At 71.8% G+C, this 13,268-nt stretch carries 15 protein-coding genes; 6 read left to right on the plus strand and 9 right to left on the minus strand.

The features are described from left to right. Positions 1-208: 208 nt before the first annotated feature. Positions 209-1,336: an FAD-dependent oxidoreductase gene (locus tag CHC05_RS39835; RefSeq protein WP_218824825.1), complete on the plus strand. Its 1,128-nt coding sequence runs from the start codon at positions 209-211 to the stop codon at positions 1,334-1,336. Here the strand turns inward: CHC05_RS39835 and CHC05_RS39840 are convergent. Both CHC05_RS39840 and CHC05_RS39845 read right to left on the minus strand, forming a co-directional pair. Further along, a complete protein-coding gene (locus tag CHC05_RS39840; RefSeq protein ID WP_144022989.1) occupies positions 1,333-3,186 on the minus strand; it encodes a sensor domain-containing diguanylate cyclase in 1,854 nt (617 codons plus the stop codon). The two genes, CHC05_RS39835 and CHC05_RS39840, sit on opposite strands and share 4 nt — an antisense overlap. 49 nt (positions 3,187-3,235) lie before the next feature. Continuing rightward, positions 3,236-4,135, minus strand: a complete 900-nt coding sequence (locus CHC05_RS39845; RefSeq protein ID WP_089255977.1) for an alpha/beta fold hydrolase — start codon at positions 4,133-4,135, stop codon at positions 3,236-3,238. A gap of 76 nt (positions 4,136-4,211) precedes the next feature. On the opposite strand from CHC05_RS39845, the gene CHC05_RS39850 reads away from it, so the two are divergent. Beyond that, complete coding sequence (locus CHC05_RS39850; RefSeq protein ID WP_089256011.1) at positions 4,212-4,820, plus strand: PadR family transcriptional regulator; 609 nt, start codon at positions 4,212-4,214, stop codon at positions 4,818-4,820. On the opposite strand, the gene CHC05_RS39855 is transcribed toward CHC05_RS39850, so the two are convergent. The 5 genes from CHC05_RS39855 to CHC05_RS39875 all read right to left on the minus strand — a co-directional run bounded on the left by CHC05_RS39855 (position 4,817) and on the right by CHC05_RS39875 (position 7,963). Next, a complete protein-coding gene (locus CHC05_RS39855; protein ID WP_089255979.1) occupies positions 4,817-5,320 on the minus strand; it encodes a PH domain-containing protein in 504 nt (167 codons plus the stop codon). The genes CHC05_RS39850 and CHC05_RS39855 overlap by 4 nt on opposite strands. Before the next feature lie 11 nt (positions 5,321-5,331). Continuing rightward, entirely contained in the window at positions 5,332-6,201 is an 870-nt protein-coding gene (hisG, locus tag CHC05_RS39860) for an ATP phosphoribosyltransferase (protein WP_089255981.1), read from the minus strand. A 50-nt stretch (positions 6,202-6,251) separates the two neighbouring features. Then, positions 6,252-6,515, minus strand: a complete 264-nt coding sequence (locus CHC05_RS39865) for a phosphoribosyl-ATP diphosphatase (protein ID WP_089255983.1) — start codon at positions 6,513-6,515, stop codon at positions 6,252-6,254. A 69-nt stretch (positions 6,516-6,584) separates the two neighbouring features. Then, positions 6,585-7,445 (minus strand): GerMN domain-containing protein, encoded by an 861-nt coding sequence (locus tag CHC05_RS39870; protein WP_089255985.1) that lies wholly within the window; start codon positions 7,443-7,445, stop codon positions 6,585-6,587. Beyond that, on the minus strand, positions 7,445-7,963 hold the full coding sequence (locus CHC05_RS39875; RefSeq protein WP_089255987.1) for a SigE family RNA polymerase sigma factor: 519 nt from the start codon (positions 7,961-7,963) through the stop codon (positions 7,445-7,447). The genes CHC05_RS39870 and CHC05_RS39875 overlap by 1 nt, the downstream gene beginning before the upstream one ends. Positions 7,964-8,059: 96 nt before the next feature. Here CHC05_RS39875 and CHC05_RS39880 point away from each other — a divergent pair, with 96 nt between their 5' ends. Genes CHC05_RS39880 through CHC05_RS39890 form a run of 3 tightly spaced genes read left to right on the plus strand, consistent with a single transcriptional unit; the run spans position 8,060 to position 10,502 of the window. Next, positions 8,060-8,926, plus strand: coding sequence for an ABC transporter substrate-binding protein (locus CHC05_RS39880; protein ID WP_089256013.1), 867 nt, complete (start codon positions 8,060-8,062; stop codon positions 8,924-8,926). Next, entirely contained in the window at positions 8,923-9,768 is an 846-nt protein-coding gene (locus CHC05_RS39885) for an amino acid ABC transporter permease (protein WP_179266592.1), read from the plus strand. Before CHC05_RS39880 ends, CHC05_RS39885 begins: the two co-directional genes overlap by 4 nt. After that, on the plus strand, positions 9,765-10,502 hold the full coding sequence (locus CHC05_RS39890) for an amino acid ABC transporter ATP-binding protein (protein WP_089255991.1): 738 nt from the start codon (positions 9,765-9,767) through the stop codon (positions 10,500-10,502). Before CHC05_RS39885 ends, CHC05_RS39890 begins: the two co-directional genes overlap by 4 nt. 115 nt (positions 10,503-10,617) lie before the next feature. Here the strand turns inward: CHC05_RS39890 and CHC05_RS41945 are convergent, their stop codons facing one another. Together CHC05_RS41945 and CHC05_RS41150 are read right to left on the minus strand one after the other, a co-directional pair. Continuing rightward, positions 10,618-11,430, minus strand: a complete 813-nt coding sequence (locus CHC05_RS41945; protein ID WP_179266593.1) for a hypothetical protein — start codon at positions 11,428-11,430, stop codon at positions 10,618-10,620. Between the two features lie 561 nt (positions 11,431-11,991). Beyond that, positions 11,992-13,068 carry a hypothetical protein gene (locus CHC05_RS41150; RefSeq protein ID WP_144022991.1) on the minus strand — a complete coding sequence of 359 codons (1,077 nt, stop codon included), beginning with the start codon at positions 13,066-13,068 and terminating at the stop codon, positions 11,992-11,994. Positions 13,069-13,075: 7 nt separating this feature from the next. Between CHC05_RS41150 and CHC05_RS42225 the strand changes: the two genes are divergently transcribed. Continuing rightward, positions 13,076-13,268 (plus strand): hypothetical protein (locus tag CHC05_RS42225; RefSeq protein WP_218824826.1); only part of this gene is annotated, 193 nt, incomplete at its 3' end.

The raw sequence follows: 13,268 nt of genomic DNA on the forward strand, positions 1-13,268 counted from the left end.
GCCACCCGAATGCTTCACGCACACGGACGGCATGGTCGACGACCACAAGGTTACCAGGTCGGACGCGAACCCGCGAAAAGGGGCACCGACCCCATCGAGATCGGACGTCAGCCGCCAAACCGCCCGACGGTGTTGGCTTCGTGAAGTTTCGTGGCGGGTGGCGTGCAGAACGTCGTCGTGGGCGGTCGCCGGTCCTACGGTCCCGGTTGTGGAGACCGTCGACGTGCTGGTCGTGGGTGCGGGGCTGGCCGGGTTGCACACCGCCCGGCGGCTGGCGCTGGGTGGGCTGAGCGTGCTCCTGGTCGACCGGCGCTCGTCGCTGGCGACCGGCATCCGTACCACCGGGATCTTCGTCCGCCGCACCCTCGACGACTTCGACCTGCCCGGCCGGCTCCTCGGTCCCGGGGTGCGCGAGGTGCTGATCTACCCACCGTCGCGCCGGACGCCGGTGCGGCTCGTCAGCGACCGCGACGAGTACCGGGTGGCCGACATGCCCGGCGTCTACGCGCACGCGCGGGCGGCGGCCGAGGCGGCCGGGGTCCGCGTCCGGCTGGGCAGCCGGTACATCGGTGTGGCGGCGGGCCTCGTGCGGTTCGCCGGAGCCGATCCCGTGGCCGCGCGCTTCGTGATCGGCGCCGACGGGGCCCGCTCCCGGGTGGCCCGCGACCTCGGCCTCGACGTCAACCGGCGGTTCATCGTCGGCGCCGAGCTCGTCCATCCGATCGCCCCGACCGGTCGCGCCCCGGTGTTCCACTGCGTGCTGGACCCGCGGGTGGCGCCGGGCTACCTGGGCTGGGTGATCGACGACGGCCGGCACGCCCACGTCGGCGTCGCGGGCTCGCCGGCCGCGATGCGGTCCGGCCTGCGCCACCTGCTCGACTCGTTCGCCGCCGACGCGCCTGGGCGGGCGGCGCCGACGGGCCCGATCGAGCGCCGCGGCGGGCCGATCCCGGTCGGCGGTGTGCTGCGCCGGCTGGCGTGCCCGGCCGGGCTGCTCGTCGGGGACGCGGCCGGCGACGTGTCGCCGCTGACCGCCGGCGGCCTGGACCCGTGCCTGCGGATGTCCGACCTCGCCGCCGCCGTCACCGCCGAGTTCCTGCGGACCGGGGACGAGGGCGTGCTGCGCGGGTACGACGGTGGCGCGCTGCGCGCCCGGTTCCGGGGCCGGCTGTTGCTCCGCCGCGCGTTCGCCGGGATCCGCTCGCCCCTGCTCGCCGAGGCAGCGGTCGCCTTCCTGCACAGCCCGGCCGGCCAAGCCGCCGCCGCCCGGATTTTGTTCGGCGACGGCTCCTTCCCGGACGTCAGTGTTCACCGCCCCACGCCGCTGCGGGCCTAGGGTCGGTAGACCTCGGTGCCCGAGTGGCGGCGCTTGGCCGCGTACATGGCCGCGTCCGCGTCCCGGAGCAATGCCTCCACCGGTTTGTCCGTGCTCACCGCGACGCCGACACTGGCCGCCGGGTGCACGGTCTGCGCGCCGATCGTGACCGGCCGCGCGAGCGTGTCGACGATCCGCCGGGCGGTCGCCGCGGCGTCGGCCTCGGTCGTGTCGGCCAGGATGACGCTGAACTCGTCGCCGCCGAGGCGAGCCACCGTGTCGTCCGGGCGCACGCTGTGCCGGATCCGCTGCGCGACGATCCGCAGCAGCTCGTCGCCGGCCTGGTGGCCCAGCTGGTCGTTGACGTCCTTGAACTGGTCCAGGTCGAGCAGCAGCACCGCCCGCGAGCCGGCGTCGCGCAATGCCTCCGCGCGCTCGTTGAACAGCGCGCGGTTGGCCAGCCCGGTGAGCTGGTCGTGGCTCGCGTCGTGCCACAGCCGGTTCCGCAGGGTGACGGTGTCCGAGACGTCGCGGATGTTGAGCACGACCCCCTCGACCGCCGGATCGTCGAGCCGGCCCGTCGCGATCACGTTCAGCCAGACCGAGGTGCCGTCGGAACGGCGGGCCTCGATCTCGTCGTCCTCCGTCGCCGACGACCCGGCGAGCATCGGGGCGAGCAGGGACCGCAGCCGCCCTGGGTCGACGGGATGCAGCGACTCGGATATGGGCCGGCCGACCGAGGCGGCCGGGTCGCGGCCGAGCACAGGATCCATGGCCGGCGTGGCGTAGGTGACCACCCCGTGGCGGTCGAGCACCACCGTGCAGTCCGAGGCGTGCTCGACCAGCGACCGGAACCAGCGCTCCCGGCTGCCGACCGTCTCGACGGTGCGGTCGAGCTGGCCGACCAGGCGGGCGTTCTCGACCAGCAGCAGGTCCTGGCGCAGGATGATCAAACCGGCGATCGCCACCGTGCCCATCGCGGTGCCCCAGCTGCGCGCCGTCAGACCCTCGTCGGACAGTTGGGCGATCAGCAGGACCTGGGTGGTCGCCAGCGCGACCAACGGCGCGAACACCCGCACCCGCCGACCCTGCAGCACCGTCAGCGCGGCCGGGCCCAACCGCTCCAGGGCCGGCGCGGCCGCGAACAGCAGCGGTGGCACCAGCCGCAGCACCAGCACCAGCAGCCCGTCGTCCGCGTCCATGACCTGGGGGTTCAGGGCGCGTTCCAGGCCGTGCAGGGCTGCGCCGATGCCGATGACCACACCCGCCACGACCGCGAACGGTGCCATTCCCGTGACCAACAGCTGCGTCACCGCGAACGCCGAGCCCAGCAGGATGACGGCGCCGACAGCGGTCCAGACGACCTCTTCGGCCCCCTCGGCGCTGTTCTCGCCGGTCAGCGCGATGGTCCAGATGAAGACCCCGGCCGCCACCATGACCGTGCCCGCGTCGATCCACAGCTCGCGCCGCACCAGCCCGCCGTTGTAGGGCAGCCCGGTGAGCATGGCCGCCAGCAGCCAGGCCGAACCGACGGTGAACAGGGCGGACGGCGCCGTCCAGGCCGTGCTCTGCAGACCCGGTGCGACGATCTCGTCGACCGTACGCAGCAGCGCGGCCACGAAATATATGACGCCGCTGACGGTGGCCGCCCGCCAGAACCGCCGCGAGCGGTGGGACCGGGTGCCGCTGGTGGACAGCCGCCAGGAGAGCACCGTGAACACGATGTAGAGCGCGGCCTGGGTCGACCACGACGCGATCGCCGGCGCGGGACCCACGAGGATCGCGATGGTCGCCCCGCCGAACATGATCAGGAGTGCCCAGAGCCACGGCTCCGCCAGCAGCGCGCCGGCGGGGCCGCCTCGAGGCTTCACCTGTTCGACCGCCGCCAAGCTCCCATAACACCATGCCTGCGGCGCGGCATCAGGGGTGTACGCGGACCGATGCGAAGAATGTCCGGATCTCCTGGGCGATTCGCTCGACGTTTTCGGGCTTGCCGTCCTGGTTGGTGTTGCTGGGGTCGCTGGACGCCCCGTGATCGAAGCCCGGGAACTCCACACGCCGGCTGTGCGGGAGGGTCGCCTCCAGCGCGTCGCGGGCCGGCTCGAGGAAGGCCAGCCCTTTGGACCCGCCCATCAGCAGCACCTCGGCGCGCAGGTCACGGAACGCGTCGACGGAGTCGGCCGCCTCGGCCAGGATCACGCCCTCGAAGTGGATTGTCGGGGCGAGCTTGCGCATGGTGATCGCGTCGGGGGCCGCAGCGCGGTCCTCCTTGTTCATCAGCATGGTGGTCAGGGCGGCCAGCAGCCGGCGCGGGAACACCTTGAAGATCGGCGGCGCGAGGTCCAGGCCGTACATGCTGGTGATCATCGCGGCCGCCACGTCCCCGCAGGCAAGCTCGGCGTCGAACCGGGCCAGCCAGTCGGTGTGCTTGGTGCCATCGGTCAACAGCGCCGGCTCGTAGACGGCGACCTTCTGGATCGCCGGGATCCGGCGCGCGGCCTCCAGGGTGACGAGCCCGCCGGCGCTGACGCCGAACACCAGGTGCGCGCCGGCCGCCTCCACGACGGCGGCCAGGTCCTCGACCTCGGTCTGGATGCCGTGGTCGGGCCGGTGCGGGCCGGACAGGCCGCGACCGCGGCGGTCCGGCAGGTAGACGGTGAACTCGTCGGCGAGCGCGTTCGCCAGCAGCGTGTGGCTGCGGGCCGACTCCATGCTGCCGTGCAGCAGCACGACGGCCGGGCCGCGACCCGTCTTCCAGTAGCCGATGGTCGTGCCGTCGGCGGAGGTAACCGTTCCGGTGGTCATCTCGATCTCTGTCATGCCGAAATAGTGGCACGGAATCTAGTTGCAACGCAACTAGTCATTTGTAAACTGATAGCACTGCTACGCTGAGGTGGTGACTTCGACCTTTCGCCGTTCCCCACTGGCGCTCGCGATCCTGAGCCTGCTGGAAACCGGACCGATGCATCCGTACGCGATCCAGCGGTTGATCAAGCAATGGGGCAAGGACCAGGTGGTCAACGTCGGCCAGCGCGCGAGCCTCTACCGCATGATCGACCGGCTCGACGAGGCCGGCCTGATCACGACGACCGGCACGGACCGCGACGAGCGCTACCCGGAGCGCACGACGTACGAGGTCACCGACGCGGGCCGCGCCGCCACCCGACAGTGGCTGGCCGAGATCGTCTCGACCCCACGCAACGAGTTCCCGGAGTTCCCGGCGGCCCTGTCGTTCCTGCTGATGCTCACCCCGGAGACCACGGCGGACCTGCTCGAACAGCGCCGCGCCCACCTGGCGGCCCGGCTGGCCGACCAGGACGCGAAGCTGGAGATCCCACTGCCCCGCATCATCGCGATCGAGGACGACTACACCCGCGCGCTGACCCGTGCGGAGCTGACCTGGGTCGAGACCACGCTGGCCGACCTACGAGACGGCTCGTTCACCTGGAGCCACGAGGAACTGGCCCCGCTGGCCTCCGCGTCGATGAAGGCAGCGCAGGCCTAAGCCTGCTCGGCCGGGGCCTGCTCTGCGGCAGCCGGCTCGGCCGGGACAGCGGCCGCGGCCTGGTGTGCGGCCAGCAGTGCGCGTAGGGAGCGCACGGCGCCCAGGGCGTACTCCTTGTCGACGACCTGTAGGGCGACGATCGTGATGAGCTCGTCGTCGTGCAGTTCCGCGCTCGCGAACGAGACGCCGCCGTCGAAGCGGATCGCCCGCACGACCTCCCAGGGGAGGTCGTACGAGCCGATCACGTTGCGGATCCGGATGCCGGCGGCGTCGGCCTCGACGCGCGGGCGCAGGAAGAGCAGGATGCCGGCGGCGAACGCGATGCCGAGCCCGATCATCGCGGTCTGGTCACCGCGCTGGAAGACGGCGGTCGTGCTGTCGCCGGTCGAGCCGGTCAGGCCGAAGCTGACGGCCGTGAAGACGACGACGACCGCGATGGCCGCGCCGATCGCGACCTTGCGCGCCCGCTGGGGGCGGAAGCTGACCGGTGCGCTGTCCATGGCAGCTCAATCTACAGGCGGCAGTTGTGGATGCCGGTCACCAGGATGGCGCGGGCGCCCAGGTCGTACAGCTCATCCATGATCTTGTGCACGTCCGATCGCAGGACCATCGCCTGTACGGCCACCCAGCCCTCGCGGTGCAGCGGCGAGACCGTCGGCGACTCGATGCCCGGCGTCAGCATCGTCGCCTGCTCCAGCAGGTCGGCCCGGACGTCGTAGGCGAGCATCACGTAGCGGCGCGCGACCAGCACGCCCTGCAGGCGCCGGACGAGCTGGGCCACCGCCCCTGCCGCGACCGCGCCGCCGCGCCGGCCGTCGGTGGCCGGGTCGCGGCCGATCAGCAGCGCCGACGAGGTCAGGATCGGGTCGCCGATCACCGCCAGCCCGGCCTGCCGCAGCGTCGCGCCGGTCTCCACGACGTCGGCGACCACGTCGGCCACGCCGAGCCGGATGGCGTTCTCGACCGCGCCGTCGAGCCGGATCACGTCGGCCGCGATGCCGTTGTCGGTGAGGTAGCGGTTGACCACGCCGGGGAACGACGTGGCCACCCGGCGGCCGGCGATCTGGTCGACGGTCGTGATGGTCGACGGGTGCGCGGCGAACCGGAAGCTCGCGCCGGCGAAGTCGAGGTCGAGCAGCTCGTCGGCCGGACTGCCGGCGTCGACCAGCAGGTCGCGCCCGGTGATGCCGAGGTCGAGGTCGCCGGACCCGACGTAGGTGGCGATGTCACGCGGCCGCAGGTAGAAGAACTCGACGTCGTTGACCTCGTCGCGGCAGACCAGGTCGCGCTGGTCGGTGCGCTGGCGGTAGCCCGCCTCGCGCAGCATCTCGGCGGCGGGACTCGCGAGGGTGCCCTTGTTGGGCACGGCGATGCGCAGCATTTCGGGAAGACTCCTGTCGGAAGAAAGGTGTGCCGGTCCGTGAGCGGGGCTCACAGATGTCGGTACACGTCCTCCAACTTCAGGCCGCTGGCCAGCATCAGCACCTGGGTCTGGTAGAGCAGCTGCGAGATCTCCTCGGCGGCCCGCTCCGGACCCTCGTGCTCGGCGGCCATCCACGACTCGGCCGCCTCCTCGACGACCTTCTTGCCGATCGCGTGCACCCCGCGCTCGAGCGCGGCGACGGTGCCCGAGCCCGGCGTGCCGGCCTCGGCCTTCGCCGACAGCTCGACGAAGAGCTCCTCGAACGTCTTCACGCAGCCATCCAACCAGGCAGCGCCGCCGAAGCCGAACCGACCTGGCCCCGTTCCACGCTGTGGTCGCCCCTACTCGACCACCACGGTGTGGTCGTCCGACACCCCGTCAACAGTCACGGTCAGCGTGTACGTGCCCGGCGGAAGCGAGAGTGTGAGTTGCGCCTCACGCTGCGCGGGGCTGCCCCCACGGAGGGTCAGATCCTGTCCCCGGGCGCCAGGAGTGACTTCCAGCCGCGCGGTCGACCCGAAACCCGCCACGTGTACGTCGACCCGTCCGCCCCGGACGACCTCGCCCTCCTGCGGGTTGATCAGCCAGACCGGCGCGAGGGTGTCCACAGCCGGCGCCCGGCGCAGCACGTCGCCGTCGCCGATCCGTACCCCCGGAAGACCGCTCGCGGCGGTCACAGTCCAGACCAGCTGCTGGGCAGCGATCGCGGACGGCGGGGTGGCACCGCCGAGGTCGACCGTGACCACCTCACCGGCGACGGTCACGCCGCGGACCGTCGTGCCGGCCGGCCACGCCGACGCGTAGTCGGGGTCCAGCGGCGCCGTGCCGAACATCAGGGCGAGCGCGGAGCGCACGGCGTCGGACCCGGGCGCGACCCGGTGGAACTCGCGCACGAGCGCGTCGTCGCGGCTCGGACCGACGTAGTAGACGGCCAGCAGCGGCCCGGCCGCCGGCGTCGGAGTCGCGGCGGCGGTGGTGGTCGGGGCCCCGGGACGCGGCGGGTCCGGGTGTGGCGCGTCGGGCAGGACGAGGATCGTGACGGCCGCCGCCGTCGCCACAGCCAGGCCCGCGCCCCACGGGATCCAGCCCCGGCCGCGCCGCCGCCGGGTGCGGGCCCGGATCGCGGCGAGCGCGTCGGGCCGCACCTCCACCGTGGACGCCGCGGCCTCCAGCGCGCGCCGGATCGTCTCCTCGGGGGTCATCACAGCCGCTCCAGGATCGGGCGCAGGGCGGCGACCGCCCGCGACGCGTGGCTCTTGACCGCACCGCGGCTGACCCCCATCGCCTCGGCGATCTCCGCCTCGGACAGGTCGACGTAGTAGCGCAGCACGATCGCCTCCCGCTGGCGGGTCGGCAGCCGGCGGATCGCGTCGACCACCGCGGCCTGGGTGAGCAGGTCGAGCGCACCGGCTTCGGCGCTGGGCACGTCCGGCGGCGGGCGGCTCGCGGCCAGGTGCGCGTCGACGACCCGGCGGTGCCGCAACGCCGACCGGCAGCCGTTGACCACGGTCATCCGCAGGTAGGCCAGGGCCTTGTCGGGTTCGCGGAGCTTGTGCCAGCGCGAGTGCAGCCGCACGTACGCGTCCTGCACGATCTCCTCGGCCAGGCCGCGTTCGTGCAGCAGCAGGCTGGCCAGCCGGACCATCTGGCGGTAGTGCGCGCCGAAGAGATGGGTGACCGCCTGGTCGGCGTCCCATTCGGTGGACGGTCGGTCGGCCATGCCCCTCCGGGGACGTAGCGCCGTCTCGGTTCGCACGCGATGATGACGCACGACGGACCTACCTGGTTTACCGCCCGCGTCTCTAAGCTGTCCACCATGTCCAGGCGAGCTACCCCCCTCGCGGTCGCGGTCGCGGCCGCCTTGCTCACGACTCTCGCGGCCTGCGCGCCCGAGGAGACGCCGGAGACCGCACCGTCGGGGTCGGCCGCCGCGTCCTGCACCAAGGACTCCCTCCAGACGAAGACCGCGGGCAAGCTGACGATCGCGACCGACGACCCGGCGTACGAGCCGTGGGTGGTCGGCAACAAGCCCGAGTCCGGCGAGGGCTTCGAGGCCGCGGTCGCGTACGCCGTCGCCGAGAAGTTGGGCTTCGCGAAGTCCGATGTGGCCTGGACCCGGGTCACGTTCAACAACGCGATCGCGCCCGGCCCGAAGGCGTTCGACTTCGACGTCAACCAGTTCTCGATCACCCCGGAGCGCCAACTGGCGGTCGACTTCTCGTCGCCGTACTACCTTGTCCGCCAGACCGTGATCTCGCTGAAGTCGTCGAAGATCGCCAACGCGAAGACCGTCGCCGACCTCAAGACGGCCAAGCTCGGCGCACAGGTGGCCACGACCAGCTACCAGGCGGTGGCCGAGCTGATCAAGCCGAGCACCGAGCCGCAGGTCTACAACTCCAACGACGACGCCAAGAAGGCGCTGGAGAACGGCCAGATCGACGGCCTCGTGGTCGACCTGCCGACGGCGTTCTACATCACCGCCGCCGAGCTGACCGACGGCAAGATCGTCGGGCAGTTGCCGCAGGTGGGCACCCCGGAGACGTTCGGCCTGCTGCTCGACAAGGGCTCGCCGCTGACCAGGTGCGTCAGCGACGCGGTCGACCAGCTCCGCAACGCGGGTCAGCTCACCGAGCTCGAAAAGAAGTGGCTCGCCGACACGGCGGGCGCGCCCGAACTCTCGTGACCGACGGCGCTCCGCCGCTCTCGGCCGTCCAGCTCGACCGGATCGCCTGGCGGCGACGCCAGAGCATCCGGTCGATCCTGGTGGCCGCCGCGTCGACCGCGGTGCTCGGCGTGCTGCTGGTCGTCGCGGTCACCGGCGCGCCCGGCTGGGACCGCGTCCGGCAGTCGTTCCTGGACCCGACGATCGCGGCGGACGCCCTACCCGACATCCTGCGCGGGCTCTGGCTCAACGTCCGGCTGCTGGTCTTCTGCGCCGTCGGCTCGCTCGCGCTGGGCCTGGTGATCGCGCTGCTGCGTACCCTGCGTGGCCCGGTCTTCTTCCCGGTCCGTGCGCTGGCGACCAGCTACACCTACACGTTCCGCGGCCTGCCCCTGATCATCGTGATCTACGTGCTCACCCTCGGCGTGCCCGGGCTGCGCCTGCAGGGCATGCCGTCGGTGCTGGTGCTCGGCGGGTTGGCGCTGGTGCTGACCTATTCGGGCTACCTCGCCGAGGTGTTCCGCGCGGGCATCGAGTCGGTGCATCCCAGCCAGGTCGCGGCGGCCCGCTCGCTCGGCCTGACCTACCGCCAGGCGATGCGCCACGTGGTGCTGCCACAGGCGGTCCGCCGGGTGGCGCCGCCGCTGCTCAACGACACGGTGGCGCTGCAGAAGGACGTCGGCCTGGTGTCGCTGGCGGGGCCGATCGACGCGGTGCGCGCGGCGCAGATCTCGACCGCCGAGCACTTCAACTACACGCCGTACATCGTCGCGGGGGTGCTGTTCGTGCTGCTCGCCATCCCGCTGATCGCGGTCACCGACTGGGTGACGCTGCGGGCCGCCCGCCGGCAGGCCAGCCGATGACTGCCGTGCTGTCCTGCCAGGGCGTCCGCAAGCTGTTCGGGCCGTCGGTCGTTCTCGACGGGCTCGACCTGGACGTGGCCGAGCACGAGGTGGTCGCCCTGATCGGCGCGTCCGGCTCGGGCAAGTCGACGCTGCTGCGCTGCGTCAACCTGCTGGAGGATCTCGACGACGGCACGATCCACCTGGACGGCGCGCACATCACGGACCCACGGATCAACCCCGACCTGGTACGCCGCAAGATCGGCATCGTCTTCCAGGCGTACAACCTGTTCCCGCACCTGTCCGTGTTGGACAACATCACCCTGGCGCCGGTGCGGGTCCACAAGCGGCCCGCGGCATCGGCGCGTTCGCAGGCGCTGGCACTGCTGGACCGGATCGGCCTCGCATCGAAGGCCGCCGCGTTCCCGGACCGACTCTCAGGCGGGCAGCAACAGCGGGTAGCGATCGTCCGCGCCCTGGTCAACTCCCCGAGGCTGTTGTTGCTGGACGAGGTGACGTCGGCGCTGGACCCGGAGCTGGTAGGAGAGGTCCTGGACCTGATCCGCGATCTGAAGGCCGACGGCATGACGATGGTGCTGGCCACCCACGAAATGACCTTCGCGCGGCAGGTAGCCGACCGGGTCTGCTTCCTGGACGCGGGCCGAATCCTCGAACAGGGCTCACCTGAGCAGGTCCTCGACAACCCGGTCGAGGCCCGCACGCAGCAGTTCCTGCGCCGCCTGGCCCCGGCCTGAGCGATCGCAACGGCGACCTGCTAATCGGCTCGCCCACCGAATGGCGCTCGGCGCCGGACCGGCCGGCGGGCTGGCGGGTCGTCGAGTCCGCGGTGACGAGGACGCACTCGGGCTACTACGGGCGCGGCCGGTTCGACTTCACCATGTCGAGCACGGCTGGCGACTTCCGCAACTGACGCCGCTGGTGCCGATGGCCGCGCAGCGCCAGGCGGGCGCCGCCGCACACCAGCCGGTGCACCACGCAGTGCCCCGAACTGCCGACCGGCCGGCTGGGTGCGGCCCTGTCGATGCTGAGCGACGCTTGATCGCCGGTCGCGGTCACCGTCGCCATCGCCGCCACCGTCACCGTCGCCGTCACGGCGGTCACCGCCGACCTCGCCGCCGCCGCCAGGGTCGCCGTGCCATCGCCGCCACGGTCATGGTCGCCATCACGGTCGCCGCCACGGTCACGGTCGCCATCACGGTCGCCGCCACGGTCACGGTCGCCGTCGCCGTCGCCGTCGCCGTCGCCGTCGCCGTCGCGGTCGCCATCGCCGTCACGGTCGTAGTCGCCGCCACGGTCATGGTCGCCATCACGGTCGCGGCCACGTTCACGGTCGCGGCCACGTTCACGGTCGCCATCACGGTCGAGGCCACGGTCGCCGTCGCCGTCGCGGTCGCCATCGCCGCCGCAGTCATGGCCGCCGTCACGGTCGCCGTCGAGGTCGCCATCGCCGTCACGGTCATGGTCGCCGTCACGGTCGCCGTCGTCGAGGGCGACATCCCAGCCGCCCGCGTGCACGCCCTGGAGACCCGTCTGCCTGCACTGGCCCAGAGCGAAGGGCTGCTGAGAAGCGCCTTCGACCAGTACCACCCAGCGCCGCGCCCATCGCCCGATCGACGGAGGACCGACCACAACCCGTCGGAGCGCCGTGCGTACCTGCTGCACGTAAAACGCCGCGTTGGGCCCCCGATTGCGGTTATGGGGAAAGATTCGAGCGAATTTAACCGTCCTTTCCGAGCTTCAACCGGAATGGGCTCGGCGCAATTGACTCAGCGGTGGCCGCCACATCGGCTAAGCCTTTCGCTTGCCGGTGTAGGCACTGTCGAAATACAGACGAAGCCCGCGACTTTGCCACCTGGCGGCAGATTGGCGCGCGCTCGCCCGCCTGGCCCGGTCCACGGAAGGCTCGGATGAGGCGGGGTCGGCGCAGTTTTAATTGCGGAACATATTGGCATGATCAAATCGGGTTTTCCGGGCTCGGATGCGATACAATTAATGCATGCGGCAGCTTCAGTTATTCACCACAACAGAGCTGGCTGCAATGCGGGATCGCACCGCCTCCCGCAGTTATTCACCAGCGGCCGACGATTTCCGCCGTGATCACGAACGGCGCCGGCGCTGGGGCTTGATCCGGCGTCATGCCGAGCGTCTACGCCGCTCGGCCGGCGGCGCCCACTGCTCCCACCCCCCAACAGCCACCGCGGATCGTGCGGGAGGCCAGATCCCTCAGCCGCCAAACCTGTCCCCGGCCGCGGCATCAACCTCGGCGTTGCCGGCCGCAGCCCCAGCAGAAGTGGCGGGTTCGGGCGCGAGCGCCGCACGGAATTCGGCCTCGACGCCAGCCTCAGCGTTGCCGGTCGCGCCGGCCCCGGCCGCAGCAAAGGTGGCGGGTTCGGGCGCAAGCACCGCACGGACATCGGCCACCACGTCGACCTCGGCGCTACCGGTTCCCCCGGTCACGGCCGCGGGGTTGTTGGCCGGTTCGGGCGCAAGCACCGCACGGACATCGGCCACCACGTCGACCCCAGCGCTGCCGGTTCCCCCGGTCACGGGCGCCGGGTAGGCGGCGGGTTCGGGCGCAAGCACCGCACGGACATCGGCCACCACGTCGACCCCAGCGCTGCCGGTTCCCCCGGTCACGGGCGCCGGGTGGTTGGCGGGTTCGGGCGCATGCACGGCATGGACATCGGCCACCACGCCAGCCTCAACGTTGCCTTTCACGCCGGCCGCGGCCACAGCACAGGCGGCGGGTTCGGGCGCAAGCACGGCACGGACATCGGCCACCACGCCAACCCCAGCGCTGCCTGTTGCCACGGTCGCTCCAGTCGCGGCCGGAGAAGAGGGCGATTCGGGCGCGAGCGCCACCGGGACTTCGGCCTCGACGTCGGCCTCAGCGTTGCGCGTCACCCGGCCGCGGCCCTGGGAGAAGCGGTGGGTTTCGACCCGAACGACCCCAGAGACTTCGGCCTCGATGCCAGTGTCACCGGCCACCCGGTCACGGCCGTGGAGGATCCGGTCGGAAAGTGCGCGTAGCCCCACGTCTACACCGCCATTCGTACCTTGCGGATCGGGTCGGCGATCCCGGCCAGCGCTTCGGCTCAACGCTCGTCGTCCGCGCGAGCGCCACCAGCGTGGCCGAGACGAGCCTGTGCGGGTCCCCTGCCGGATGCGCAGCAGCATCAGGAAGACGGCGTGCCCGAGCAGGAAGAGCGCCGCACCGGCCGCATGTGCCGCCGCGGCGTTCCACTTCAGCGGTTCGAACGCGGCCGGGATGGCCTTCTTGATGTCGGCCGAGAACAGCACGACGTCGATGATCAGCGGGTTCCGACCCGAACGCCCCGCAGACTTCGGCCTCGACGCCAGCCCCGGCGTCACCGGCCACCCAGTCACGGCCGTGCAAGAGCCGGGCGGGTTCCAACCCGCACGCCCCACGGACTTCGGCCCCGACCCCAGCCTCCGCGCCACCCAACACCGGGTCACGCCCGCGCAAGAACCGGCCGGGT

Origin of the sequence: Asanoa hainanensis (assembly GCF_900188485.1) — a bacterium.
In the GTDB taxonomy this organism is placed as follows: domain Bacteria; phylum Actinomycetota; class Actinomycetes; order Mycobacteriales; family Micromonosporaceae; genus Asanoa; species Asanoa hainanensis.

Bases quoted from the DNA above. Each gene is read 5' to 3' on its own strand.
- CHC05_RS39870 (WP_089255985.1), bottom strand. From the start codon at position 7,445: ATGACCCCCGAGGAGACGATCCGGCGCGCGCTGGAGGCCGCGGCGTCC.
- CHC05_RS39875 (WP_089255987.1), bottom strand. From the start codon at position 7,963: ATGGCCGACCGACCGTCCACCGAATGGGACGCCGACCAGGCGGTCACC.
- CHC05_RS39880 (WP_089256013.1), top strand. From the start codon at position 8,060: ATGTCCAGGCGAGCTACCCCCCTCGCGGTCGCGGTCGCGGCCGCCTTG.
- CHC05_RS39890 (WP_089255991.1), top strand. From the start codon at position 9,765: ATGACTGCCGTGCTGTCCTGCCAGGGCGTCCGCAAGCTGTTCGGGCCG.
- CHC05_RS39855 (WP_089255979.1), bottom strand. From the start codon at position 5,320: ATGGACAGCGCACCGGTCAGCTTCCGCCCCCAGCGGGCGCGCAAGGTC.
- CHC05_RS39845 (WP_089255977.1), bottom strand. From the start codon at position 4,135: ATGACAGAGATCGAGATGACCACCGGAACGGTTACCTCCGCCGACGGC.
- hisG (WP_089255981.1), bottom strand. From the start codon at position 6,201: ATGCTGCGCATCGCCGTGCCCAACAAGGGCACCCTCGCGAGTCCCGCC.